Source organism: Sphingomonas longa, assembly GCF_016892685.1.
Classification (GTDB): Bacteria; Pseudomonadota; Alphaproteobacteria; order Sphingomonadales; family Sphingomonadaceae; genus Sphingomonas; species Sphingomonas longa.
In genome coordinates, this window is the sequence record NZ_JAFEMC010000003.1 from 231,718 (window position 1) to 254,438 (window position 22,721).

At 67.2% G+C, this 22,721-nt stretch carries 28 protein-coding genes; 13 read left to right on the top strand and 15 right to left on the bottom strand.

Translation table 11 applies throughout. From position 1 onward, the window contains the following. Positions 1-24 precede the first annotated feature (24 nt). A complete protein-coding gene (gene hisC / locus ILT43_RS11040; protein WP_204199023.1) occupies positions 25-1,131 on the top strand; it encodes a histidinol-phosphate transaminase in 1,107 nt (368 codons plus the stop codon). Then, on the top strand, positions 1,131-2,039 hold the full coding sequence (locus ILT43_RS11045; RefSeq protein ID WP_211534461.1) for a prephenate/arogenate dehydrogenase family protein: 909 nt from the start codon (positions 1,131-1,133) through the stop codon (positions 2,037-2,039). Before hisC ends, ILT43_RS11045 begins: the two co-directional genes overlap by 1 nt. A gap of 30 nt (positions 2,040-2,069) precedes the next feature. On the opposite strand, the gene ILT43_RS11050 is transcribed toward ILT43_RS11045, so the two are convergent. After that, positions 2,070-2,540, bottom strand: a complete 471-nt coding sequence (locus ILT43_RS11050; protein ID WP_204199024.1) for a hypothetical protein — start codon at positions 2,538-2,540, stop codon at positions 2,070-2,072. A gap of 309 nt (positions 2,541-2,849) precedes the next feature. On the opposite strand from ILT43_RS11050, the gene ILT43_RS11055 reads away from it, so the two are divergent. From ILT43_RS11055 to ILT43_RS11080, 6 genes are all read left to right on the top strand, one after another. Continuing rightward, positions 2,850-2,999, top strand: a complete 150-nt coding sequence (locus tag ILT43_RS11055; protein WP_204199025.1) for a hypothetical protein — start codon at positions 2,850-2,852, stop codon at positions 2,997-2,999. A 91-nt stretch (positions 3,000-3,090) separates the two neighbouring features. Next, entirely contained in the window at positions 3,091-4,176 is a 1,086-nt protein-coding gene (locus tag ILT43_RS11060; RefSeq protein WP_425530298.1) for a type III polyketide synthase, read from the top strand. Next, positions 4,173-4,853 carry a methyltransferase domain-containing protein gene (locus ILT43_RS11065; protein WP_204199027.1) on the top strand — a complete coding sequence of 227 codons (681 nt, stop codon included), beginning with the start codon at positions 4,173-4,175 and terminating at the stop codon, positions 4,851-4,853. Before ILT43_RS11060 ends, ILT43_RS11065 begins: the two co-directional genes overlap by 4 nt. Then, positions 4,832-5,914: an FAD-dependent monooxygenase gene (locus tag ILT43_RS11070; RefSeq protein WP_204199028.1), complete on the top strand. Its 1,083-nt coding sequence runs from the start codon at positions 4,832-4,834 to the stop codon at positions 5,912-5,914. The genes ILT43_RS11065 and ILT43_RS11070 overlap by 22 nt, the downstream gene beginning before the upstream one ends. A 31-nt stretch (positions 5,915-5,945) precedes the next feature. Beyond that, the gene (gene msrB / locus ILT43_RS11075) at positions 5,946-6,344 is read left to right on the top strand and encodes a peptide-methionine (R)-S-oxide reductase MsrB (protein ID WP_204199029.1); all 399 of its coding nucleotides are present in this window, start codon (positions 5,946-5,948) and stop codon (positions 6,342-6,344) included. 51 nt (positions 6,345-6,395) lie between these two features. Next, a complete protein-coding gene (locus tag ILT43_RS11080) occupies positions 6,396-8,546 on the top strand; it encodes a transglycosylase domain-containing protein (protein ID WP_204199030.1) in 2,151 nt (716 codons plus the stop codon). Here the strand turns inward: ILT43_RS11080 and ILT43_RS11085 are convergent. From ILT43_RS11085 to ILT43_RS11095, 3 genes are read right to left on the bottom strand one after another with little or no spacing between them, the layout of a single operon-like run. After that, positions 8,522-9,214 carry a YgjP-like metallopeptidase domain-containing protein gene (locus ILT43_RS11085; RefSeq protein ID WP_204199031.1) on the bottom strand — a complete coding sequence of 231 codons (693 nt, stop codon included), beginning with the start codon at positions 9,212-9,214 and terminating at the stop codon, positions 8,522-8,524. The two genes, ILT43_RS11080 and ILT43_RS11085, sit on opposite strands and share 25 nt — an antisense overlap. Further along, a complete protein-coding gene (locus ILT43_RS11090; protein ID WP_425530303.1) occupies positions 9,211-9,639 on the bottom strand; it encodes a YcgN family cysteine cluster protein in 429 nt (142 codons plus the stop codon). Before ILT43_RS11090 ends, ILT43_RS11085 begins: the two co-directional genes overlap by 4 nt. Beyond that, positions 9,639-10,214: an SCO family protein gene (locus tag ILT43_RS11095; protein ID WP_204199033.1), complete on the bottom strand. Its 576-nt coding sequence runs from the start codon at positions 10,212-10,214 to the stop codon at positions 9,639-9,641. The genes ILT43_RS11090 and ILT43_RS11095 overlap by 1 nt, the downstream gene beginning before the upstream one ends. A 109-nt stretch (positions 10,215-10,323) precedes the next feature. On the opposite strand from ILT43_RS11095, the gene ILT43_RS11100 reads away from it, so the two are divergent. Beyond that, positions 10,324-10,881: an ankyrin repeat domain-containing protein gene (locus ILT43_RS11100; RefSeq protein WP_204199034.1), complete on the top strand. Its 558-nt coding sequence runs from the start codon at positions 10,324-10,326 to the stop codon at positions 10,879-10,881. A gap of 508 nt (positions 10,882-11,389) precedes the next feature. On the opposite strand, the gene ILT43_RS11105 is transcribed toward ILT43_RS11100, so the two are convergent. From ILT43_RS11105 to ILT43_RS11155, 11 genes are all read right to left on the bottom strand, one after another. Then, complete coding sequence (locus ILT43_RS11105) at positions 11,390-11,890, bottom strand: MmcB family DNA repair protein (protein ID WP_204199035.1); 501 nt, start codon at positions 11,888-11,890, stop codon at positions 11,390-11,392. Between the two features lie 55 nt (positions 11,891-11,945). Beyond that, the gene (locus ILT43_RS11110; protein WP_204199036.1) at positions 11,946-12,542 is read right to left on the bottom strand and encodes a cell wall hydrolase; all 597 of its coding nucleotides are present in this window, start codon (positions 12,540-12,542) and stop codon (positions 11,946-11,948) included. 154 nt (positions 12,543-12,696) lie between these two features. Then, positions 12,697-13,023: a DUF1491 family protein gene (locus ILT43_RS11115; protein ID WP_204199037.1), complete on the bottom strand. Its 327-nt coding sequence runs from the start codon at positions 13,021-13,023 to the stop codon at positions 12,697-12,699. Next, positions 13,020-13,472 (bottom strand): PaaI family thioesterase, encoded by a 453-nt coding sequence (locus ILT43_RS11120; RefSeq protein WP_204199038.1) that lies wholly within the window; start codon positions 13,470-13,472, stop codon positions 13,020-13,022. Before ILT43_RS11120 ends, ILT43_RS11115 begins: the two co-directional genes overlap by 4 nt. Continuing rightward, entirely contained in the window at positions 13,462-13,929 is a 468-nt protein-coding gene (locus ILT43_RS11125; RefSeq protein ID WP_211534501.1) for a PTS sugar transporter subunit IIA, read from the bottom strand. The genes ILT43_RS11120 and ILT43_RS11125 overlap by 11 nt, the downstream gene beginning before the upstream one ends. A 73-nt stretch (positions 13,930-14,002) precedes the next feature. Next, positions 14,003-14,587, bottom strand: coding sequence for a ribosome hibernation-promoting factor, HPF/YfiA family (gene hpf / locus ILT43_RS11130; protein ID WP_211534464.1), 585 nt, complete (start codon positions 14,585-14,587; stop codon positions 14,003-14,005). A gap of 51 nt (positions 14,588-14,638) precedes the next feature. Further along, on the bottom strand, positions 14,639-15,334 hold the full coding sequence (gene dnaQ, locus ILT43_RS11135) for a DNA polymerase III subunit epsilon (RefSeq protein WP_204199041.1): 696 nt from the start codon (positions 15,332-15,334) through the stop codon (positions 14,639-14,641). Positions 15,335-15,341: 7 nt separating this feature from the next. Continuing rightward, complete coding sequence (coaE, locus tag ILT43_RS11140) at positions 15,342-15,935, bottom strand: dephospho-CoA kinase (protein WP_204199042.1); 594 nt, start codon at positions 15,933-15,935, stop codon at positions 15,342-15,344. Continuing rightward, positions 15,935-16,741, bottom strand: coding sequence for a shikimate dehydrogenase family protein (locus tag ILT43_RS11145; protein ID WP_204199043.1), 807 nt, complete (start codon positions 16,739-16,741; stop codon positions 15,935-15,937). The genes coaE and ILT43_RS11145 overlap by 1 nt, the downstream gene beginning before the upstream one ends. 60 nt (positions 16,742-16,801) lie before the next feature. Beyond that, a complete protein-coding gene (locus ILT43_RS11150) occupies positions 16,802-17,389 on the bottom strand; it encodes a Maf family protein (protein ID WP_204199044.1) in 588 nt (195 codons plus the stop codon). Positions 17,390-17,670: 281 nt separating this feature from the next. Further along, complete coding sequence (locus ILT43_RS11155) at positions 17,671-18,483, bottom strand: pyruvate, water dikinase regulatory protein (protein ID WP_055844568.1); 813 nt, start codon at positions 18,481-18,483, stop codon at positions 17,671-17,673. Between the two features lie 345 nt (positions 18,484-18,828). Between ILT43_RS11155 and hemE the strand changes: the two genes are divergently transcribed. The 4 genes from hemE (at position 18,829) to ILT43_RS11175 (ending at position 22,665) form a co-directional block, all read left to right on the top strand. After that, on the top strand, positions 18,829-19,875 hold the full coding sequence (hemE, locus tag ILT43_RS11160) for a uroporphyrinogen decarboxylase (protein WP_211534502.1): 1,047 nt from the start codon (positions 18,829-18,831) through the stop codon (positions 19,873-19,875). Continuing rightward, positions 19,872-20,330: a CopD family protein gene (locus ILT43_RS11165; protein WP_204199046.1), complete on the top strand. Its 459-nt coding sequence runs from the start codon at positions 19,872-19,874 to the stop codon at positions 20,328-20,330. The genes hemE and ILT43_RS11165 overlap by 4 nt, the downstream gene beginning before the upstream one ends. 151 nt (positions 20,331-20,481) lie before the next feature. Then, a complete protein-coding gene (gene rho, locus ILT43_RS11170) occupies positions 20,482-21,738 on the top strand; it encodes a transcription termination factor Rho (RefSeq protein ID WP_055844563.1) in 1,257 nt (418 codons plus the stop codon). Between the two features lie 198 nt (positions 21,739-21,936). After that, entirely contained in the window at positions 21,937-22,665 is a 729-nt protein-coding gene (locus ILT43_RS11175) for a TerC family protein (RefSeq protein ID WP_204199047.1), read from the top strand. Positions 22,666-22,721 lie beyond the last annotated feature (56 nt).

The following is a 22,721-nucleotide window of genomic DNA, read 5'->3' on the forward strand; positions in this document are numbered from 1 at the left end:
GACCACGCTCGCTATGCGCAAGCGATGACCGACAGCAGCACCGCCGCCCCTGCCCCCAAGCCGTGGATTCTGGGCATCGCCCCCTACGTCCCCGGTCGCGCCACCAGCGAGGACGGGCGCAAGGTCGTGAAGCTGTCGTCGAACGAAAACCCGTTCGGCACGCCCGAGGCCGCCCGTGACGCCTATCGCAGCGCGGCAAGCGAGCTCGAACGCTATCCCGATGCCGCCGCAATCGAACTTCGCGCCAAATTGGCAGCGCATTACGGGGTCGAGGCGGACAGGCTGATCTACGGCACCGGATCGGACGAGGTGCTGCACCTCGCCGCCGGCACCTTCGCCGGACCGGGCGACGAGATCATCCACGTCCGCTACGGTTTCGCGGTGTACGAGATCGCGACGCGGCGCGTCGGCGCCATGCCGGTGATCGCGCCCGACCGCGACTACGCGACCGATGTTGACGCGATCCTCGCGGCGGTGACGGAGCGCACGCGCGTCGTCTTCGTCGCCAACCCCAACAACCCCACCGGCACCTACACCGACGGCGGCGAGATCGCGCGCCTGCACGCCGGCCTCCCCCGCCACGTGCTGCTGGTGCTCGACCAGGCCTATACCGAGTATCTGGAAGCCGAGGACGACGACGGCGGGCTCGAACTGGCGCGCACGCAACCCAACGTGCTGGTCACGCGCACCTTCTCCAAGATCTTCGGCCTCGCGTCGGAGCGGATCGGCTGGGGCTATGCCTCCACGGAGATCATCGACGCCATGCACCGCATCCGCGCGCCGTTCGCGTTCGGCATCGGCGCGCAGCGGGCGGCAATCGCGGCGCTCGGCGACGACGGCTTCGTCACCCGCAGTCGCGAGCATAATCGCGAATGGCGCGACTGGTTCACCGACGCCATGACGGCGATCGGCCTGCGCGTGGTGCCCAGCAAGGCGAACTTCGTGCTGGTGCTGTTCGAAGGCGCGTTGACCGCGGAGGTCGCCTATCACGCGCTGATGGCGGCCGGCTACGCGACGCGCTGGCTGCCCGGACAGGGCCTCCCGCACGGCCTGCGCATCACGATCGGCACCAAACACGAGCTGCGCGCGGTGGCGGACGTGCTCGCCGCCGAGGTCCAGAAGGCGGGCTGATGCTGCCGTTCGCGCGCGTCACGATCGTCGGGCTTGGCCTGATCGGCTCCTCGATCGCGCGCGGCGTCCGCTCGACGATGCCGACCGTGCGCGTCACCGGGTACGATGCCGACCCGGATGTGCGCGCGACCGCAGTGCGGATCGACCTGTGCGACGATGTCGCGGACAGCGCCGGCGCGGCAGTGATCGACGCTGATCTCGTGGTGCTATGCGTGCCGGTCGGTGCGATGGGCGCGGTCGCGGCGGAGTTCGCCGCCGACCTGCCCGGCGACGCGATCGTCAGCGATGTCGGCGGGTCGAAGGAAAGCGTGATCGCCGCTCTCCGCGCGGTTTTGCCCGACGCGACGATCGTTCCCGGTCATCCCGTTGCCGGCACCGAGCATAGCGGCCCCGAATCGGGATTCGCGACGCTGTTCCGCGGCCGTTGGTGCATCCTGACGCCGGAGGACGCCACGCCGGAAGCCGCCGTCGTTCGCCTCCGGTCGTTCTGGGAGGCCCTCGGGGCGAACGTGGAGATCATGACGCCGCGCCACCACGATCTGGTGCTCGCCGTCACCAGCCATGTGCCGCACCTGATCGCCTATTCGATCGTCGGCACCGCCTCCGATCTGGAAGAGGTGACGCAGGGGGAGGTCATCAAATATTCCGCCGGCGGTTTCCGCGACTTCACGCGCATCGCCGCATCCGATCCGACGATGTGGCGCGACGTGTTCCTCAACAACCGGGAAGCGGTGCTGGAGATCTTGCAGCGCCTGACCGAGGACGTGACGATGCTGCAACGCGCAATCCGCTGGGGTGACGGCGATGCGCTGTTCGACCTGTTCACCCGCACCCGCGCGATCCGCCGGTCGATCATCGAACAGGGGCAGGACGATCCCGCCCCCGATTTCGGTCGGTCGCACCAATAAGCGAGGCTGCGTGAAGCGGCCGCGCGGTCGTCAGGCGATGGCCGCGAGATAGCCCTCGATCGCCTTGCGTCCGCTATCGCTCAGCGACACTTCGATCCGCCGCCGGTCGATCGGATCGGTGACCCGGTCGATCAGCCCCAGCTTGGCGAGATGATCGATCCAGCGCTGCGACGTGGTGACCGGCGCATCCGCGCTGCCGACCAGCGTCTTTACGTTCATGATCCGGCGTTCGTGATCGGCGACATACAGCGCCAGCAACATATCCCAGGCCGGTTCGTGGAACAGGTCGGCCGGCAGATGCCGACGGCGGAGGCGGCGTTCCTCCAGCAATCGCCGACAGACCGTGATCGGTTCCCGGACCGGCGCGGCGGTGGCACCGTTCAAAGGAGTTGCGGGATGATCGGTATGAACCTGATCGGCGCGCATGCTGAACTCGTCGGCGACTGCTGACAGTTTGGCCGTCATGTCCTTGATCAGGGCTACGATCGAGGCGTCGCTCACAATCTATACTGCTCCATCAGGCCAGCCCCCCGTCGTGCGATCAGCGATTGATCCCATCGTTCAGACGGAAAACCCGTGCATTGGTTCCGGCTGAGACGATGAACCAATCTCGATCATATTGTAATAGCTTTACATCCACAATCCAAACACATGTTAGGATGAATTTCGCGGCCGAGCTATTGGAGTACTGAGGCTGGCTTGACCGTTGTATACCGATCGCTGAAGTGATGTTGGCGCACCTTACCGTAACCTGGTTTCAAGGAGGATAGTCTGGTCGCTTCGAACGATCGTCGGCAGGATGTGCAATGGGTGCATACCCAACTCCGCGCCGCGTGCATCAAGCTGGAAGAGCTCGAGGAGCATGTCGTGGCCGCCTATGTCGGCCACGCGATTGCCCTGGTCGAGGAGCGCTTCGGCATTGGCGGCGATCATGACGATGATGAACCGGATGCGTGCTAACCTGTGCAGCGAAGCGGGCGATTGATGCGTTGACGTTGTGCGCGGTTCCTCCTGATGGTCCGCGCCACCGCTGATCGAAGGTCGCAACCGCTTGCCCGTGTCCGCTTACCCCGCAGTGTCGGCCTATCTCAACGCAGTCGGTACGGCGACGCCACCGCACGATATCCATCACGCCTTCATCGACTGGGCCGGCGCACGCGTCGCCGCCGAGGATGCGCGACTATTCGCACGCATGGCGCGGCGATCCGGCATCGGGCATCGCTGGTCGGTGCTGCCCCCCACCGCGGAAGGTCTGTCCCCCGTCTCACCGGGGGGCTTCTATGCGGAGGCGATGCCCGGCACGGCAGCCCGCATGGCGCTGTACGCAGAAGCCGCGCCGGCGCTCAGCCTCGACGCCGTCGCCGCCCTCGCGAACCGTGCCGACTTAAACGGCATCACCCATCTGGTCGTCGCCAGTTGCACCGGTTTCGTCGCGCCCGGTCTCGATCAGATCGTCGCGCGGGCCCTCGGCCTGCCGGGATCGGTCGAGCGGCTGCTGATCGGTTTCATGGGTTGCTATGCCGCGGTCGCCGCGCTGCGCACTGCCCGGCATCTGGTGCGCTCCGAACCCGATGCCCGCGTATTGGTGATCTGTTGCGAACTGTCGACGCTGCATTTGCAGGAGACGACCGCGCTGGAGCCGCTGTTGGCGATGCTGCAGTTCGGCGACGGTGCGGCCGCGGCCCTGGTCACGAACGAACCTCATGGCTTCGCGCTCGACGCGCCGTTCGCCGCAACGCTGCCCGACAGCGATGCGCTGATCCGCTGGGCGATCACCGATACTGGCTTCGCGATGCACCTGTCGGGCGAGGTTCCGCGCCGGATTGCGGATGCGTTGGACGACGACGCCTTCCGCACCACCGTCACCGCCGGTCGCGACGCGCACGCGATCGACGGCTGGGCCGTGCATGCCGGCGGCCGATCGATCCTCGATGCGGTGGAGCAGGCGCTGGCACTGCCCGGCGACGCGCTCGCGCCGTCGCGCAGCGTGCTGGCCGATCACGGGAACATGTCGTCCGCGACGTTGATGTTCGTGCTCGAACGGCTGCTCGCCGGACCACCGGTCGAGCACGGCGTTGCGCTGGCGTTCGGCCCCGGCCTCGCGGCGGAGGGCTTCGGATTCCGGAGCGCGTCATGACCCTCGCGGTCCGCGCCCAGGCCGAGGAGCTGATGGACGCGGACGACCTCGACCCCGCCGTCTACGCCGACGTCGTAGCGGACCTCGCGCGCGTGAACGCCGTGACGCTGGCAGCGCGCCCGACCATGGCCTTCCTCAAGCGTGCCGTCACAGGTCGACGGCTGCGCCTGCTCGATGTCGGCTTCGGCGACGGCGACATGCTGCGCCGGATCGAACGATGGGCGATGAAGGGCGGCATCGAGGCCGAACTGGTCGGAGTCGACCTCAATCCCCGCTCCGAACAGGCCGCGCGCGCGCATACGTCAGCCGATTCGCGGATCCGCTGGGTGACCGGCGACTATGCCGATCAAGGTGGAAAGTGGGATGCGATCGTCTCCAGCCTCGTGGCGCATCACATGAGTCACGACCAGCTCGTCGCCTTCCTGCGCTTCATGGACGCGAACGCGCGGTGCTGGCTGGTCAACGACCTCCATCGTCACGGTTTCGCGCATGCCGGCTTCCCGCTGCTCGCCCGTCTCGCGCGCTGGCACCCGATCGTCCGCCACGACGGCACCCTGTCGATCGCGCGCAGCTATCGCCCCGCCGAATGGCCCGTGATCCTGCATGAAGCCGGCATCGATCACGCCCGCGTCTACCGCACTTTCCCGTTCCGGCTGTGCGTCGACACGCTGCGCTGATCGTCGGCGGCGGTCCGGCCGGTGCCGCCGCCGCCATCGCCCTCGCGCGCGGCGGCACCCCCGCGCTCGTGCTGGAGCGGACGCGCGAAACCGGTGACGCGCTGTGCGGCGGCTTCCTGAGCTGGCGAACGCTGGAAACGCTGGCGACGCTCGGAGTCGAAGCCGACGATCTGAACCGCGACCGCGTCACCCGCGTCCGCCTGTTCGCCGGCGATCACATGGCGGAGGCCCCCCTGCCCCGCCCTGCCGTCTGCGTCTCGCGCCACCGCCTCGATACGCTCCTGCTGGACCGCGTCGATGCCATCGAGCGTGGGGTCGGTGCGCGGGCGGTGGAAGACGACGGCATCCGCCTCCACGACGGCACCACCGTCGCAACCGACGCGCTGTTCCTCGCCACCGGCAAGCACGACCTGCGCGGGCTTGCGCGGCCCGAAGCGGCGCGTGGGCGGGACCCGACGCTCGGCCTGCGCGTCCGCCTCGCCGCCGCGCCCGAACTCGACGCGCTGGTCGGCGACACGATCGAACTACACCTGTTCGACCGCGGCTATGCCGGCATCGCGCGACAGGAGGACGGCAGCGTCAACCTGTGCATGGCCGTCCACCGCTCCCGCCTGACCGAAGCCGGGTCGCCCCTCGCCCTCCTCGCGGCGCTCGGCAACGAAAACCCCCACCTCGGCGACCGTATCGCGCACATGGCCGCGGGCGCCGCGATCGATGCCGTCGCCAACGTCCCCTATGGCTGGCGTCAGCGCAGCGGTACCGCGGGACTTTTCCGGCTCGGCGATCAGGCCGGCGTCATCCCGTCGCTCGCCGGCGAAGGGATGGGAATCGCCATCGCCAGCGGCATCGCCGCCGCGAACGCCTATACGCGTGGTGGACCCGACGCGGCACGACGCTGGCAGCCCGGCTTCGCGCGCGCCGTCCACCGCCCGATCGGCGTCGCCGGCCTGATCCGCGGCATCGGCGAAGGTCCGCTCGCACCGCTGCTCGTCGCCGCCGCCCGTCCCGCATTGATCCAGATCGTCGCGCGACTGACCCGGATCGGTCACGCTGGCCATTGACGCTCCGCTCCCTCGATCCGAGATTAGCGACATGGAACATCTGAATCTGTCCGAGTCCGAATGGCGTCGCAAGCTGACGCCGGAGCAATATCACGTCCTGCGCGAAGCGGGGACGGAGCGGGCCTTCGCCGGCGCGCTGACCGACAACAAGGCGGACGGCATCTACCGCTGCGCCGCCTGCGCGAACGAACTGTTCGACAGCGCCGACAAGTTCGACAGCGGCTCCGGCTGGCCCAGCTTCACGCAGCCGCTGGCGGAAGATAGCGTCACCGATCATTCCGATCGCAGCCACGGGATGGTCCGCACCGAAACCCGCTGCGCCCGCTGCGATTCCCATCTCGGCCACGTCTTCCCGGACGGTCCGCCGCCGACCGGCCTGCGCTATTGCATGAACTCGGTCGCGCTGGAGTTTCGGCCACGCAAGGCCTGACGCGGTAACGCTTGTGGCGGGCACGGTTACCGCGTAATTCGTGCCGCCTACATGGCCCGCACGCGTAAAGCTCTCCGCTCGCCCTGGCGTCGCCGCCTCGGTCTTCTCGTCAAGATCCTGATCGGCCTCGGCGTCCTCGCGCTCGGCGCGCTGGTGATCGCCGTCTATGTCGCGCGGTCGCAACTGCCGAGCTTCGAGGAGCTGAAATCCTCACCCAACGGCCAGATGATCCGCGTCCACGCCAGCGACGGTTCGGTGATCGCCTCGCTCGGCCCCAGCTATGGCGAATGGCTGACCTACAGCCGCATCCCCACTGTTATGCGCGACGCCACCGTCGCGGTCGAGGATCGCCGGTTCCGCAGCCATCTGGGCGTCGACCCGATCGGCATCGCCCGCTCGGTCGAGGTCCGCTACGAACGCGGTCGCTGGATCCAGGGCGGCTCGACGATCACGCAGCAGCTCGCCCGCACCGTGTTCCTGTCGAGCCAGAAGAAGTTCGGCCGCAAGTTTCGCGAAGCGATCCTAGCGCTGGCGCTGGAACGCAAGTTTTCGAAGGACCAGATCCTCGAACTGTACCTGAACAAGGTCTATTACGGCGGCGGCGCGTACGGCATCGATGCGGCTTCCCGCAAATTCTTCGGCCACGGTGCGGACGAGCTGAATCTGGCCGAGGCCGCCGTCATCGCCGGCCTGGTCAAGGCCCCCTCCAACTACTCGCCCACCGCCGACGCCGACGCCGCGCGGGGTCGCGCGGGCGTCGTCATCCAGCAGATGGTGCGCAACGGCTACGTCACGCAGTTGCAGGCGGAAGAAGCCAATCCGGAGGCGCTGAAACTGGTGCAGGGCGCGCAGCAGAACAGCGCGCGCTACTTCACCGACTGGGCACTGCCGCAACTGGATACGCTGATCGACGAGACGCAGGCCCCGCTGGAGGTGTGGACGACGATCGACCCGGCGATGCAACGTCAGGCCGATACGGCGATCCGCGCCAACGTCCCCGGCGGCGCGCAGGGTGCGCTCGTCAGCCTCGACCGCGACGGTGCGGTCCGCGCGATGGTCGGCGGCACCGACTATGTGTCCTCGATCTACAACCGCGCGACCCAGGCGGTCCGCCAGCCGGGGTCCGCGTTCAAGCTGTTCGTCTACCTCGCCGCGCTGGAGGCAGGCCACAAGCCGGAAGACACGATCGTCGACGAGCCCGTCACGATCGACGGCTGGAGCCCGCGCAACGATTCCCGCCGCAACAGCGGCAACGTGTCGCTGCGCACCGCCTTCGCCTATTCGCTCAACACCGTCGCGGCGAAGCTGGGGCAGGAGGTCGGCTTCACCACGATCGCGGACATGGCCCGCCGTTTCGGCATTACCACGCCGATCAACACGCATCCGGCGATGGTGCTCGGCACGTCCGACGTTCGCCTGATCGACATGACCCGCGCCTTCGCCAGCGTCGCGTCGAAGGGCGTCGCGATCGTCCCCTACGGGATCACCCGCGTGACCGCGAACGGAGAGGTGATCTACCAGCATCAGGCGGATACCAGCCGCGTCCTCGTCGCGCCCTACGTCGCAGCGGAAATGACCGACCTGCTTCAGACCGCGGTCAACACCGGCACCGGGCGGGAGGCGCAGATCGGCCGTCCGGTCGCGGGCAAGACCGGCACCACCACCTCGCTGAAGGATGGGTGGTTCCTGGGCTTCTCCAGCGGCCTGACCACTGGCGTGTGGATGGGTCGCGACGATGCCCGCCCGATTCGTGGTCTGCATGGCGGCACCGCGCCCGCGCGCGCCTTCGCCGCCTTCATGCGCCCTGCCACGGCCAAGCGCCCGATCGAGCAGTTCGACACGCAGGTGACGCTGCCCGAGTGGCAGATCGAACCCGACGAGGAGAGCTATTTCGGCCAGCCCGACAATAGCGGCCAGATGGTGGACGAGAACGGCAATCCCATCGCGGGCGCATCGACCGCGCAGCCGGTCGATCCCAGTGCGCCGGACGAGCGCCCCGACGACGACACCTCGCGGCAGCAGCTCGACGACCTGATCGACCGCGTGACCGGGCGTGATGGGCCCCCTCGCGATGCGCCGCGCGATCCGACCGCTGGCGAGGTGGTACCACCGGGCCGGCAGCCCCTGCCCGCCCCGATCCGTCAGCCGCTACCGCCGGTCCGCCAGCCGGTACCGGTTCAGGACGACCGCCCCACCCAGTGAAGTGCCGCGCCGTGCTCGCGCAGCCAGACGCGCGCAGGGGTCGGGTCGCGGCCGTACAGGTCGGCGACCAAGGCATGAAACTGCGGCCCGTGATTCATATGCACCCGGTGCGCCACTTCATGCGCGACGGTCGCACGACGCACCCAACCGGGTGCGAGCATCAGCCGCCAGCTGTAGCGGATCACGCCCGTCGACGCACAGCTTCCCCAGCGCCGCCGTGCGTCGCCGATCGCGACCGACGCGACCGTCACCTTGGCCAGCGCGGCGTACTCCTGCGTTTCGGCACTCAGCAGGTCGAGCGCACGCCGCTTGATCCACGCCTCGACCCGGCGGCCGATCGTTTCTTCCGGCCCCGCCGCGAGCAGCCGGTCGCCGTCCCGGACGAGTGCGCGGCGTGATCCCTCATCGCGCACGATCGTCAGCACCTCATCTGCGACGGTGATGGTCGTTCCCGGCACGAACGGCCGCGCCACCGGCAGTAGCGCGCGTTGTTCCGCCAACCACGCCGCCTTGCCCGCCGCCCAGACGAGTGCCGGCTTGAGCGCAGCGCGCGGCGGCAACACCAGCCGCGCGCGTCCGGTCGCACTATCGAGGGAAAGCGTACACCGGCGCGCGCGCGGGTTGCGGACCACGTCGATCCCCGCCGCCTCCACCGCCGATGCGCTCACAGGATGCGGTCGACGACGTGATCCTCCAGGTCGCCGACATCCGTTTCGCTGACCGTCCAGCCGCGCACCGACTGCTTGACCGCATGCACCGCCTCGCGGTCGCCGCTGACGAGGTAATGCCAGTCAGGCAGCGGCTCACCGTTCGCGCGCAGCCGGTACGCGCAGGTCGACGGCAACCAGTCGATGTCGCGCACGTTGCGCGTCGTCAGTCGGACGCACTCCGGCACATAAGCGCGCCGGTGACGATAATCCGAACACTGGCCGCTGCGCCGGTCGAGCAGCTTGCACGCCACGTTGGTGCTGTGCAGTTCGCCGGTATCCTCGTCCTCCAGCTTGTGAAGACAACATTTCCCGCATCCGTCGCACAGTGCTTCCCACTGGCCACGGTCGAGCGTCTCGATCGGTCGTTCCCAGAACTTGTCGATCACTGTACCCACTTCTCGATCGTGTCGGCGACCGCCTGCGGCCCCTCGTCCTGCGGCACCAGCACCAGCGGCTTGCCGTCGGGGTCCATCAGATAGGCAGTGCGGCTGTGATCCACCAGGTAGCCGCCGCCGGGCGTCGCCGCCCCCTTGGCGGCATAGACCGCATACGCCTTCTTGATCGCCGCGATCGCGGTCTCGTCGCCGGTCAGGCCGACGAGGCGCGGATGAAAGGCCGAAACGAACTGCTTCAGCACGGGCACGGTGTCGCGGACGGGATCGACCGTGACGAAGACCGGCACCACTTTCGCCGCCTTGCCCGGCGCATCGCGTTCGGCCAGCTTCAGCCCCGCCGAAATCGACTGCACATCGGTCGGACAGACGTCGGGACAGAACGTATAGCCGAAATACATGATTCGGTATTGGCCCGCGAAGCTGCGGTCGGTCACGGCGCGCCCGTTCTGATCGATCAGCGTGAACGGACCACCGATCCGCGCACCCTCCAGCGGCGGCTTTTCGGTCGGCGCGGGCTGGCAGGCGGATAGCAGGACAAGTCCGGCGAGAAGAAGCTTGTTCATGGCGGTGCCAGCCTTGATCTGTTAGCCGGTGTCGCGCAAGCATTCCGGTTATCGTTCCAAGGACCCCGTTCGCATGATGCGCAAGGCATTGATTTCGGCAGCTATCTTGATGCTGACGGCCCCCGTGGCGGCGCAGCAGCAATCCGAAAGCTACAAATTCCTCAGTGCCGTTCGCGATGCGAAGGGCAACGACGTGATCGCGATGCTCGACAAGCCGGGCAGCAACATCATCAATACCCGCGAAGTCACCTCCGGCGACGGCGCGCTGCACATCGTCGTGAAGCGCGGCGACAGCACCTATCTGCGCTTCCTGCTGCAAAAGGGTGCCGATCCCAATCTGCGCGACGGCAAGGGCAACACGCCCATGCTGCTCGCCGTGCAGGGCGGCCAGTCGGACATGATCCCGATCCTGTCCGCGGCAAAGGCGAATCCGAACCTCGCCAATCAGACCGGCATCACGCCATTGATCCTGGCGACGCAGAACCGCAGCATCGACATGGTCCGCCTGCTCATCGCCGCCAAGGCCGATCCCGACCAGCAGGATCGCCAGACCGGCCAGTCGGCCCGCGAATACGCCACCAACGACCCGCGCAACTCCGCCATCGCCAAGATCTTCGCCGAGACGCCGAAGAAGACGCAGGCTCAGGTCGCCGGCCCGAAATTCTAGAGCCTGACGGCATCAGCTTGAGTCGATTATGCTGAGCCTGCCGAAGCACAGATGCAATCCGGGGCACCCGTGGCGTCGCTCGCGCGAATGCCACGGGCTGGTGCACGATCACTCCCTCGTCATCCCAGCGAACGCTGGGATCTCCGGCGACGGCGCGACCCGGGCGGCCCCAACCTCATCCGTCATGCCGGCCTTGTCCCGGCATCCCCGCCCCGCACGCTGCCAGTCCGCTACTCTCGCGATCGATTGAAGCCGGGACGCAACGTCGCGCCGACGCCCGCCCGCTGATCGCTCCAACAAAATACCGATGGAAGCTGTCCTACAGCGCCCGGTTCGTGCCACGCTGAACGCGTCGTCCAAGGCTCCGCCTGCGCTTGCTCTTTGAACTCGCCAGCCCTGACGTGTGGAAAGCGAACCCTGCGAACCAACGACGTTGGACTAACCTTAGCCTAACCTTCCAGGGCGACCCCCAGCGATTACAACAACTTGGCCAATCAGTGCCCGAGGGTCACTCGAACGGCAGCGCCGCCGCCTCGGGATCGGCCAGTGCCGTCAGCCGCCGCGCCGCCCGCCGCGCGAACGCGAGGGTACACCGTTTGCGGACATGCGCGGGAAGAGGCACCGTATGCGCCTGACGGACGATCTCCGCATCGTAACGATCCGCGACGATCACGCCCGTCCGCTCCGGCAGGAATGCGGGACCGTCCAGCGGCGACAGGTCGAACCCCGCCGGCACCGCCCAGAAATAGCGGTCGCAATGCGCCAGATAATCGGGCCACTTGCCGTCACCCAGCAGGTCGGCGCGCGACACCTTGATCTCGACCACGACGAGCCCCCCGCGCGCATCGATCGCCATCAGGTCGGCACGGCGGCCACCGTCCAGCGGCACTTCGGGAAGGGTGACGAGGTCGTGACGCAGCAGCATCCGCGTGACTCCGCGCGCCACATCGGCGGCGCAGAGCAGCGGATTGCCATCATCCAGACACGAAGAGGAGGCGACGTCCAGCATCGCCCCCGCTCATAGAACGTAACACGAACGGCGGGCAAGCCCCGCCGTCATACGTTCAGCGATAGAAGATGTGATTGCCGATCGCGGCGATCTTGGTCAGGCCCGATCCCGGCAGGCGGCCCGGCGTATTGAAGTACAGCGCCTTGGGGGCGGCGGCCTTCCACATGTCGGCCATCGCGACGCGGGCGACGGCGATCGCGGTGCGCCACGACCGAGCGCCCTCGTTGACCGCGGGGATCTCACCACCGCGCACGAAGCCGAACTGCCCGCGCTGCTTGACGACGGCGCAAACGTCGGTCGGGAAACGCCCCGACTTCACGCGGTTCAGGATGACCTGAGCGACGGCGAGCTGACCGGACAGCGGCTCGCCCTTGGATTCGAAGTAGATCGCACCGGCCAGGCAGCGCATCGCGGAGGTCGAAGCGGTCGCATTGTCATCATGCGCGTCGACGGCGTCGGCCAGGGTATCGAAGGAATCGGTGGTGGCGGTCTCGACAGGAGCGGTCTGCTCGACTGTGGACTCCACCGCGGGGGCCGACACGGCGACGGAGGTCTGAACCTCTTGTGCTAGGGTCGGCGTGCTGGTGCCGAGTAGGCCGGCCAGCGCAAGGGACATGGTCGCGGCAGTCGCGAACCGGGCAAAAACGGTCATTCACTCTATACGACATGCGGTGAGATCACGGACCCGACCACCTGCGGTGGTCGTCCGGGCTGCCCCCCGACTGCGTCACCGACCCGGATCGCACCCGGACACGGCACAACGCGTGTTTTCAGTGGAACCGCGCTCGCCGAAGCGAGTTAACGAGTCAATTCGCCGCCAATATTTCAGCGACGAGCCGTTCCGCCCCCGGGACGTTCAGTTCGATCACCCACAGATCGGGGTCGCGTGAGCGCCTCCGCCGCCAGTAGCCGACGACATCCTCCGCCGGTGTCGACTCGACGATCGCGACCCGACCGAGCCTGTCGAAAGCCCGCTCGAACAACCGCTCGGCACCGCCCGGTTCTATCGTCACGGCCAGGATCGCGCCGGCCTGCGCATCGCCCTTCGCCAGCACCATACCCATCCCGCCGCTGTCGTTCGCCCGTCGCAGCATCGCCGACACGAGCAGATGACTCGGCAGCCGGTCGCTCACGCGCGGTACCCCGGCAAGGTCGCGAGCGGGATGCGGGACCGCATAAAGGTGCCGGTCCCGCGCGCCGCTTCCTCGCCATCCGCATCGATCAGGCGCGCTTCTGCGACGAAGACGCGGCGCTTGCCGCTGATCCAGCGCCCCTCCGCCACCACCGGGCCGCTGGTCAGCGGCTTGGTCAGCAACAGGTTGAACGCCGTCGTCAGCAGGAAGCGATCGCTGACCAGACTATTCGCGGCGTAGAAGGCGGCATCGTCGAGCATCTTGAAATAGCTCGTGCCATGCGCGGCACCGCCGGCGTGGTAATAGCGGTCGTCGATCGTGAAACGGATGCGGGCGACGCCGCTTTCGGGGATCTCCAGCGACGATTCGAAGAAGCGGTTGATCGGCGCCTCTGCGTAGAGTTGCTCCAGCGCCCGAAAATGCGCCGACTCCCCGCTTTCAGGCGGCATGCCGGCTCTCGTCGGCGGTGAACAGCGCATAGAGCGCGTCGCGCGATCCGGCCCCGCGCAGCTTGCCCAGGAACGACCGGTCGCGCAGCCGCCGCGACACGCGGGCGAGCGCCTTCAGATGGTCCGATCCGGCGTCGACCGGCGACAGCAGCACGAACACCAGATCGACGGGCAAGTTATCGACCGCCTGGAAGTCGATCGCCTGCGACAGGCGCACGAACAGGCCGGTAGGGGCGGCCAGGTCGGGCAGCTTGGCATGCGGGATCGCGACGCCGCCGCCGAACCCCGTCGAGCCGAGCTTCTCCCGTTCCGCCAACCGATCGGCGATCGTCCGGGCGTCGCCGACGCGCAGGATTTCGAAGCTGTTGGCGACCTGTTGGAACAGCGCCTTCTTCGTGGCCGTGTTCCAGCCGGTGGCGACGGCGTCGGGACGCAGCAAGTCGCTGAAATCGGTAATCACGAAGCTGTCCCGGTCATGAAGGCCCCCGCGCGGGCCATAGCGGCTGGCGCGGGGGGAGCAAGGGAAGGGCTCAGGCGGCGCGCTGCGGCTCCACCCAGCCGATCGTTCCGTCACCGCGGCGATAGACCATGTTGTACGTCCCGGTGCCGGAATTCTTGAACAGCAGCGCCGACGTGTTGCGCAGGTCGAGCATCATGACCGCATCGCCGACCGACGCATCGGGGATGTCGACGCGCGTCTCCGCCACGATCAGGGGGGCGTCGGCCTCTTCCTCCTCGGACGTTGACTCGGCGAACAGCGTATAGCCGGCATTGTCGTAGGCACCTGCCTCCGCGATCTCGATCGTCTCGGCGGCGTGGCGATCCTTCAGGCGGCGCATGTAGCGGCGCAGCTGCTTCTCGATCTTCTCCGCCGCGCCGTCGAAGGCGGGATGCGCGTCCTGCGCTTCGTGCCGACCCTTCAGCACCAGGCCCTTCATCACGTGGGCGACGATATCGCACTTGAACCCGACATCATGCGGCCCCTTGCCGAAGGTGACTTCGGCAGAGATGGCGCGGCTGAAATACTTGTCGGCGATACCCTGGAGTCGGTCCTGAACATGGGTCTTGAGCGCTTCGCCCGTTTCGACCTGATGACCTGAAATCCGGATATCCATCGTCTTCTCCATGTCTCTCGAACGATCCTGTTGGCTTCGTTCGAAACAGCGTCAACCGGACGCCACGGCCCCCCAGAGCGGATCTGAAATGCCCTTCATGAACGCGGCATGCGCGAGAAGTTCTCCCTCCGGCACTGTGAAAACACGCGGCGGCCGGACGATGCGAGGGGCGGATGCGACGACCGGCCCCGTATCGGCGACGATGATGTCGCTGACGAGGCCGAGCCCGATCTGCCGCCCGCCCATCAGTTCGACATAGACCTGCGCCAGCAACTGCGCGTCGAGCAATGCGCCGTGCAGGACGCGGTGCGAACGATCGATCCCGAAGCGTGAGCACAGCGCGTCGAGCGTGTGCTTCGCCCCCGGATGTCGCGACCGCGCGATCTGCAGCGTGTCGACCATCCGCGTCCGGGTGCAGATCGGCGGAAAGCCGCACGCCCCGAGTTCGCCGTTCAGGAAGGCGAAGTCGAAGCCGGCATTGTGCGCGATCAACGGCGCGTCGCCGATGAAGTCGAGCAGGTCGGCGACACCCGCCGCGAACACCGGCTTGTCGGACAGGAAGGCGTCAGACAAGCCGTGGACCGCCTGCGCCTCCGCCGGCATCGGACGCTCGGGACAATAATAGGCGTGGAAGGTGCGGCCGGTTTCGACCCGGTTGAACAGCTCCACGCAGCCGATCTCCACCATCCGGTCGCCCTCGGCGAACTTGAATCCGGTGGTTTCGGTATCGAACACGATCTCGCGCATGGGGACCTTATCCGCCCGTCGACGCGCGGAGGCAAGAGATCGCCCGGCGAACCGCATCACGGGTTTCGTCGAATGTCACGTCGGTCGCGATGACGAGGTGCGCGCGCGCGCGCTTGTCGGCGTCGGGCAGCTGCCGCGCGAGGATCGCGGCGAACTTCGCCTCCGTCATATCAGAGCGGGCGAGGACGCGGGCGCGCTGCACCGAGGCAGTGGCGGAGACGACGACGACCCGGTCGACGCGCGCATCGCCCCCGGTTTCGAACAACAGCGGAATGTCGAAGACGATCAGCGGCGAATCGGCATGCGCCGTCACGAAGGCGGCGCGTTCCGCGGCGACGGCGGGATGCACGATCGCCTCCAGCTTCTTCATCGCCGCGTCGTCGCCCAGAACGGCCTCCGACAAGGCGGTGCGATCCACGCCGCCGGCCCCGGTCGTGCCGGGAAACGCCGCCTCGATCGCGGCGACGACGGCACCCGCGGGGCCTTGCAAGCGGTGGACGGCCGCGTCGGCGTCGAACACCGGCACGCCCTCGGCCGCGAACATCGCCGCAACGGTGGACTTGCCCATGCCGATCGATCCGGTGAGGCCGACGGTCAACATCAGGCCGTCAGCAACTCGCGCAGATCGTCGTCACGGTCGCGGGGCGGGTCCTTGCCGAAGAAGATCGCGAACGCCGCCGCCGCCTGCGCCACCAGCATGTCGAGCCCGTCCACCGTGTCGAGATCGCGCGCGCGCGCCGCCGCCAGCAGCTCCGTCTCCAGCGGCGCATAGACGATGTCGTAGACAACGGCGTGGTCGGGCAGGGCGGACAGGTCGAGCGACAGCGGCGGCTGGCCGACCATCCCAAGGCTCGACGCGTTGACGAGCAGCGCGGACGGCGGCGCGGACGGACCGAGCGGCAGCGCCTGACCCCTGAGCTTGAAGTGAGACAACAGCGCCGCGGCCTTGAGCGGGTTGCGGTTCATCACCGTCACCGGGCCGACGCCGACCTGCGCCAGCGCCCACAGAATCGCGCGCGCCGCACCACCCGCTCCGATCACCGTCACCGGCTGTCCGGCGAGATCGAGGTCAGCGATCGGTGCCCAGAAGCCGGCGGCGTCGGTGTTGGTGCCGGCCAGAGTGCCGTCCGCCTGACGGAAGATGGTGTTCACCGCGCCGATCGAAGTTCGAACGTCACCAGGGTCGGCGACGTGGTCGAGCGCCGCAATCTTGTGCGGGACGGTGACGTTGCAGCCGCGCCAGTCGGGGTCAGCGGCGCGACCTTCGAGAAAGGCGGCGAGGTCATCCGGCGCGACGTGCGTCGCGCGGTAATCGGCGCCGATGCCCAGCGCCTCCAACCAGAAACGATGGATGATCGGCGATTTGGAGTGGCTGATCGGGTCCCCGATCACGTCTGCGTAGGGCATTGATTTCCTTCGAAGTGGAGGCCCGAAGTGGAGGAAGTGGAGGCGATCCAGCGTGTGCCTCTACTTCGGCAACACGCCGCGTTCGCGCAGATAGGCAAGCACCGGCAGCAGCGGCATGCCGAGAATGGTGAAATGGCTTCCCTCGATCTTCGCAAACAGCTGCACGCCCGGCCCCTCGATCCTGAAACAGCCGACGCATCCCGCGATGACCGGCCACTCCATATCCAGATACGCCTCGATGAAGGTGTAGGACAGCGGCCGTACATGCAGCCGCGCGCGTTCGACGTGACGCCAGACCGGGCGGCCCTGTTCGGCGATCACCACCGCGCTCCAGATGTCGTGCGTGCCGCCGCTCATGCGAGTCAGATGCGCGGCCGCCTGTTCGCGGCTCTCCGGCTTGTCGAGGCGGGTGCCGTCGGCGAGCGCGACCAGCGAGTCGGAGCCGAGGACGAGGCCGGGCAGGCGGGTGGCGACCTTGACCGCCTTCAGTTCCGCCAGCGCATCCGCGAGGTCGCGAGGCGAGAGGTGGGTGAGAGCGGCCTTCGCGGATTCTTCATCGACGTTGGCGGCGACCGCCTCGAACGGGACGCCGGCGGCGTCGAGCATGGCGCGGCGGGAGGCGCTTTGCGAGGCGAGGATGAGGGTCATCGGTGGAGCATTCCTGCGCGGTGGTTCTGGTCCGAAGTATCCCGCGAAGGCGCGGACACAGCGATCCGGGGTGAGCGGTGATTCGTGGGTTAGAAGGCACTAGGCTCCCACATGCGCGGGAGCACGGAATGTTGCAGGGGCAGCACTCTAATTCCTGCCCGGCGAAGGTCGTCCCGTTGTGGTCACGGCGGTGGGACTCACTTGGTGCGCAGCAACTGGGCCCCGGCCTTCGCCGGGGAGGGACGTCAACGTCATTTGGGAGACCGACGGCAGCCCCATCCTCAGACCTCCCGCTGGTTTGCGAGCGACACGATCGCCGCGGCGGTTTCCTCGATCGACCGGCGGGTGACGTCGATCACCGGCCAGCCATTGTCGGCGAACATGCGGCGCGCGAAGGCGAGTTCACGGACCACGGCTTCCTCCTCGACATAGGCGGTGTCGGGTTGCTGGTTGAGCGACAACAGGCGGTTGCGGCGTACTTGGATCAGGCGATCGGCGCTGGTCGTCAGCCCGACGACAAGCGGATTGCGCAGGCGGTAGAGCGACGCCGGCGGCGGACTCTCGACGACGATCGGGATGTTGGCGGTCTTGAAGCCGCGATTGGCGAGGTAGATCGAGGTCGGCGTCTTCGACGAGCGGCTGACGCCCGCCAGGACGATGTCCGCCTCCTCCCACTCCTCGTGCGCGATGCCGTCGTCATGCGCGATGGTCCACTGGATCGCATCGACGCGCGCGAAATAGGCGGCGTCGAGCACGTGCTGCCGCCCCGGCCGCGCCTTGGCCTGCTGACCCAGCATCGCGGACAGCGCGTCGTTGACGGGATCGAGCGGCGCGACGGCGGGTAGCCCGAGCCCGGCACAGCGCGTCTCCAGTGTCCGCCGCATCGCCGGATTGACCAGCGTGTAGACGACGAGGCCCGGATTCTGAGCGATCTCCGCCAAGATGCGGTCGAGATGCATTTCCGTCCGTACCATCGGCCAGAAGTGGCGGACCGTCTCGACATCGTCGAACTGCGCGAGCGCTGCCTTGGCGATGTTCTCCAGCGTCTCGCCGGTCGAATCCGACAGCAAATGCAGGTGAAGCCGCGTCGTCATCGTGGCGGAGCAGGATGGGCGGCGGGACAGGTCGCGGGGCCGATGAGCGATGCTGTGGACCGATCTGTGGATAACATGGGGATGAGAGGTAGCGTAACCCGCCCACCCGGCCAAGCGAGGCCGTGATGGTGGACAATCGGCATTTCATCCACAGGCGCGTCCACAACCGTGCATTTTATCCACAGGCTGTGAAAAACGGGGACGCTTGGTCCGAATCGCGCGTGATTCAGCGACTCCCGCGCGGTCAAGCTGTTGGCATTTCCGGGACGGATGCCTAATCCCCGGTGCCAACGCGCCATCCACTACCTCATCCTATTTTTAACTCTTCTTTAAGGAAGAAGGACGCTGACCGATTCGAGCCACAAGCCGCTCCTCGCGGTGTTGAAGGGTGCGATTCCCACGGTGCCGCCGCTGTGGCTGATGCGTCAGGCGGGTAGGTACCTGCCGGAATATCGCGCGCTGCGGGCGGAGAAGGGGGGGTTCCTTGCACTCGCCACCGATCCGGTCGCGGCGGCGGAGGTGACGCTGCAACCGATCCGGCGCTTCGGGTTCGACGGCGCGATCCTGTTCAGCGACATCCTGATGGTGCCGTGGGCGCTGGGCCAGGACCTGAGTTTCGGGGTGGGCGATGGGCCGCGGCTGGAGCCGGCCCTGATGAACCACGCGCTGAACGCGCTGGAGCGGGTGCCGGAGCGGCTGGAGCCGGTCTACGGCACGGTACGTCGGGTCGCGGCGGAACTGCCCGCCCTGAACGGTGGAGCGACGACGTTCCTGGGCTTCGCGGGATCGCCCTGGACGGTCGCGACGTACATGGTCGCGGGCAAGGGATCGAAGGATCAGGGCGAGACGCGGCGTGTCGCCTATAATGATCCCGGCGCATTCCAGGCGCTGGTCGATGCGATCGCGGCGATGACGGTCGAGTATCTGATCGCGCAGGCGGATGCGGGCGTGGAGGCGGTGCAGCTGTTCGACAGCTGGGCCGGATCGCTGAGCCCTGCGCAGTTCGAACGCTGGGTGATCGCGCCGAATGCGGCGATCGTCGCGGCGCTGAAGGCGAAACGGCCGGACCTGCTGGTGATCGGCTTTCCCAAGGGGGCGGGGGGCAAGCTGCCCGCCTATGCGCGCGAGACCGGGGTCGATGCGCTGGGGCTGGACGAGACGGTCGATCCCGCCTGGGCGAACAGCGTGTTGCCGGAGGGCATGCCGGTGCAGGGTAACCTCGACCCGCTGGCGCTGATCGCGGGCGGTGCGGAACTCGATCGGGCGGTGGACCGTATCACGGCAGCGCTGGCGGGGCGGCCGCACGTCTTCAATCTGGGCCATGGCATCCTGCCCGACACGCCGATCGCGCACGTCGAACGGTTGATTGCGCACGTAAGGAGGGATCGATGATCGGCTGGCTGGGCGCGACCTATGACTGGGTGAAGGCGGCGCATCTGATCTTCGTCATCTTCTGGATGGCAGGGCTGTTCATGCTGCCGCGCTACCTCGTCTATCATCAGGAGGCGCTGGCCGCCGGCCGCACCGAGGAAGCGGCCGAATGGGTATCGCGCGAGGGCAAGATCCGCCACATCATCCTGACGCCGGCGCTGGTTGTCGTGTGGGTGCTCGGATTGATGCTGGCAGCCAATCTGGGGCTGTTCGACGGTGTGTCGGGGCTGGGCTGGCTCCACGCCAAGCTGCTGCTGGTGTTCCTGCTGTCCGGCTATCATGGGTGGGCGATCGGCTATGCGAAGAAGCTCGCGCGCGGAAAGCCGACGCTCGACGGGCGCAAGCTCAGGATGCTGAACGAGGTACCGGCTTTGGCGGTGACGCTGATCGTGGTGCTGGTGATCGTAAAACCCTGAACCCTGCTTGACGAACCCTGCTTGACGGGAGGAAGCGAGCCGCTTACCTCCCTGTCTCGCGTAGCGGCGTCCTGCCGCGTTCCACGCGCCTTTCCAGCATCGGTATGATCGCGAGTCCTTCGCCGCCCGACGCTCGCATCCGGACCTTTCCATGCATCTCAAAGACCTGAAGAAGAAGACGCCCGCCGAGCTGGTGCAGCTTGCCGAGGAACTGGGCGTCGAAAGCGCGTCGACGCTGCGCAAGCAGGACCTGCTGTTCGCCATCCTGAAGGAACAGGCGGAGCGTGGCGACCAGATCATGGGGCTGGGCACGATCGAGGTGTTGCAGGACGGTTTCGGCTTCCTGCGTAGTCCGGAAGCGAATTACCTTGCCGGCCCGGACGACATCTATGTCTCGCCCAATCAGGTCCGCAAGCACGGGCTGCGCACCGGCGACACGGTCGAGGGCGAGATCCGCGGGCCGAAGGACGGCGAGCGCTATTTCGCGCTGGTGCGGCTGACCGCCGTCAATTTCGACGATCCGGACATGGTCCGGCACCGCGTCAATTTCGACAACCTCACGCCGCTCTATCCGGAATCGAAGCTGACGCTCGACCCGGAGGACCCGACGCAGAAGGACAAGTCGGCGCGCGTTATCGACATCGTCTCGCCGCAGGGCAAGGGCCAGCGTACGCTGATCGTCGCACCGCCCCGCGTCGGCAAGACGGTGATGTTGCAGAACATCGCCAAGGCGATCACCGACAACCATCCCGAAGTGTTCCTGATCGTGCTGCTGATCGACGAGCGGCCGGAGGAAGTCACCGACATGCAGCGATCGGTGAAGGGCGAAGTCGTGTCGTCGACCTTCGACGAGCCGGCCCAGCGCCACGTGCAGGTCGCCGAAATGGTGATCGAAAAGGCGAAGCGGCTTGTCGAGCACAAGCGCGATGTCGTGATCCTGCTCGATTCGATCACGCGTCTCGGCCGTGCCTACAACACCGTCGTTCCGTCGTCGGGCAAGGTCCTTACCGGCGGTGTCGACGCCAACGCGTTGCAGCGCCCCAAGCGCTTCTTCGGTGCGGCGCGTAACATCGAGGAGGGCGGCTCGCTCTCGATCATCGCCACCGCGCTGATCGACACCGGCAGCCGCATGGACGAGGTGATCTTCGAGGAGTTCAAGGGCACCGGCAATTCGGAAATCGTGCTCGATCGCAAGGTTGCCGACAAGCGCATCTTCCCGGCGCTGGACGTCGGCAAGAGCGGCACTCGCAAGGAAGAGCTGTTGGTCGAGAAGGACAAGCTGTCCAAGATGTGGGTCCTGCGCCGCATCCTGATGCAGATGGGCACGATCGACTCGATGGAATTCCTGCTCGACAAGATGAAGAATTCGAAGACCAACCACGACTTCTTCGACAGCATGAATCAGTAACGGGCGGGGCGGCCTGCCCCACCTTGCGGCAGGACTCGCCCGAGCGCGGCCGGCGGGCAAATTGCGCCCGTCCGACGACGCGGGCTTTGCCCGCGTCGCGGCCACCACAAGTGTCGAGGACGACCGAATTAAGCGACTTTCGCTCGTAACACCCGCCTGTTGCGCTATGAGGTGACGAATGCGTCATCGGGAGCCGACATGTCTATCCTCACCCTTCTAGCCGCGGCCGTCGCGAGCGGACCGGGTTCGCCCGCCGAGATCTGGCAGCATATCGTCGCGGACTTCTCGAACATCACCGAGCCCGCGGCACTCGCCGCGTTCGGATCGGTTTTGATGATCGACCTCGTCCTTGCGGGCGACAATGCGATCGTCGTCGGGGCGCTGGCGGCGGGCCTGCCGGCCGAGCAGCGCAAGAAGGTGATCCTGATCGGCATCGGCGCGGCGCTGGTGCTGCGCATCCTGTTCGCGTTGATCGTCACGTGGCTGATGGGCATCGTCGGCCTGATCTTCGCGGGTGGCCTGTTGCTGTTGTGGGTGAGCTGGAAATTCTGGCGCGAAATTCGCGAGGGTGGACACAACCCCGGCTCCGATGAAATTGCTGGTGATGAAGCGTCGGGCATTCGCTCGGCGAAGAGCTTCGCCGGAGCGGCCTGGGCGGTCGCCGTCGCCGACGTATCGATGAGCTTGGACAACGTGTTGGCGGTCGCAGGGGCGGCGCGCGAGCATCCGGGCATCCTCGTCGTCGGCCTGCTGCTGTCGGTGGCCCTGATGGGGCTGGCGGCGAACTTCATCGCGCGCATCATCAACAAGTATCGCTGGATCGCCTATGTCGGCCTTGCCGTGATCGTCTTCGTGGCGTTCAAGATGATCTACGAAGGCTGGGTCGGTAGCGAGAACACGCTGGGCGTCGCCAGCCTGTTCGGGTGATCCGGTTGACGGGAACACGCGGTCGTGGCGCTATGCGGCGCCACGGCGGCGGAGGA

Bases quoted from the DNA above. Each gene is read 5' to 3' on its own strand.
- hisC (WP_204199023.1), top strand. From the start codon at position 25: ATGACCGACAGCAGCACCGCCGCCCCTGCCCCCAAGCCGTGGATTCTG.
- ILT43_RS11045 (WP_211534461.1), top strand. From the start codon at position 1,131: ATGCTGCCGTTCGCGCGCGTCACGATCGTCGGGCTTGGCCTGATCGGC.
- ILT43_RS11065 (WP_204199027.1), top strand. From the start codon at position 4,173: ATGACCCTCGCGGTCCGCGCCCAGGCCGAGGAGCTGATGGACGCGGAC.
- msrB (WP_204199029.1), top strand. From the start codon at position 5,946: ATGGAACATCTGAATCTGTCCGAGTCCGAATGGCGTCGCAAGCTGACG.
- ILT43_RS11080 (WP_204199030.1), top strand. From the start codon at position 6,396: ATGGCCCGCACGCGTAAAGCTCTCCGCTCGCCCTGGCGTCGCCGCCTC.
- ILT43_RS11095 (WP_204199033.1), bottom strand. From the start codon at position 10,214: ATGAACAAGCTTCTTCTCGCCGGACTTGTCCTGCTATCCGCCTGCCAG.
- ILT43_RS11100 (WP_204199034.1), top strand. From the start codon at position 10,324: ATGCTGACGGCCCCCGTGGCGGCGCAGCAGCAATCCGAAAGCTACAAA.
- ILT43_RS11105 (WP_204199035.1), bottom strand. From the start codon at position 11,890: ATGCTGGACGTCGCCTCCTCTTCGTGTCTGGATGATGGCAATCCGCTG.
- ILT43_RS11110 (WP_204199036.1), bottom strand. From the start codon at position 12,542: ATGACCGTTTTTGCCCGGTTCGCGACTGCCGCGACCATGTCCCTTGCG.
- ILT43_RS11120 (WP_204199038.1), bottom strand. From the start codon at position 13,472: ATGCCGCCTGAAAGCGGGGAGTCGGCGCATTTTCGGGCGCTGGAGCAA.
- hpf (WP_211534464.1), bottom strand. From the start codon at position 14,587: ATGGATATCCGGATTTCAGGTCATCAGGTCGAAACGGGCGAAGCGCTC.
- dnaQ (WP_204199041.1), bottom strand. From the start codon at position 15,334: ATGCGCGAGATCGTGTTCGATACCGAAACCACCGGATTCAAGTTCGCC.
- coaE (WP_204199042.1), bottom strand. From the start codon at position 15,935: ATGTTGACCGTCGGCCTCACCGGATCGATCGGCATGGGCAAGTCCACC.
- ILT43_RS11145 (WP_204199043.1), bottom strand. From the start codon at position 16,741: ATGCCCTACGCAGACGTGATCGGGGACCCGATCAGCCACTCCAAATCG.
- ILT43_RS11150 (WP_204199044.1), bottom strand. From the start codon at position 17,389: ATGACCCTCATCCTCGCCTCGCAAAGCGCCTCCCGCCGCGCCATGCTC.
- ILT43_RS11155 (WP_055844568.1), bottom strand. From the start codon at position 18,483: ATGACGACGCGGCTTCACCTGCATTTGCTGTCGGATTCGACCGGCGAG.
- ILT43_RS11165 (WP_204199046.1), top strand. From the start codon at position 19,872: ATGATCGGCTGGCTGGGCGCGACCTATGACTGGGTGAAGGCGGCGCAT.
- rho (WP_055844563.1), top strand. From the start codon at position 20,482: ATGCATCTCAAAGACCTGAAGAAGAAGACGCCCGCCGAGCTGGTGCAG.
- ILT43_RS11175 (WP_204199047.1), top strand. From the start codon at position 21,937: ATGTCTATCCTCACCCTTCTAGCCGCGGCCGTCGCGAGCGGACCGGGT.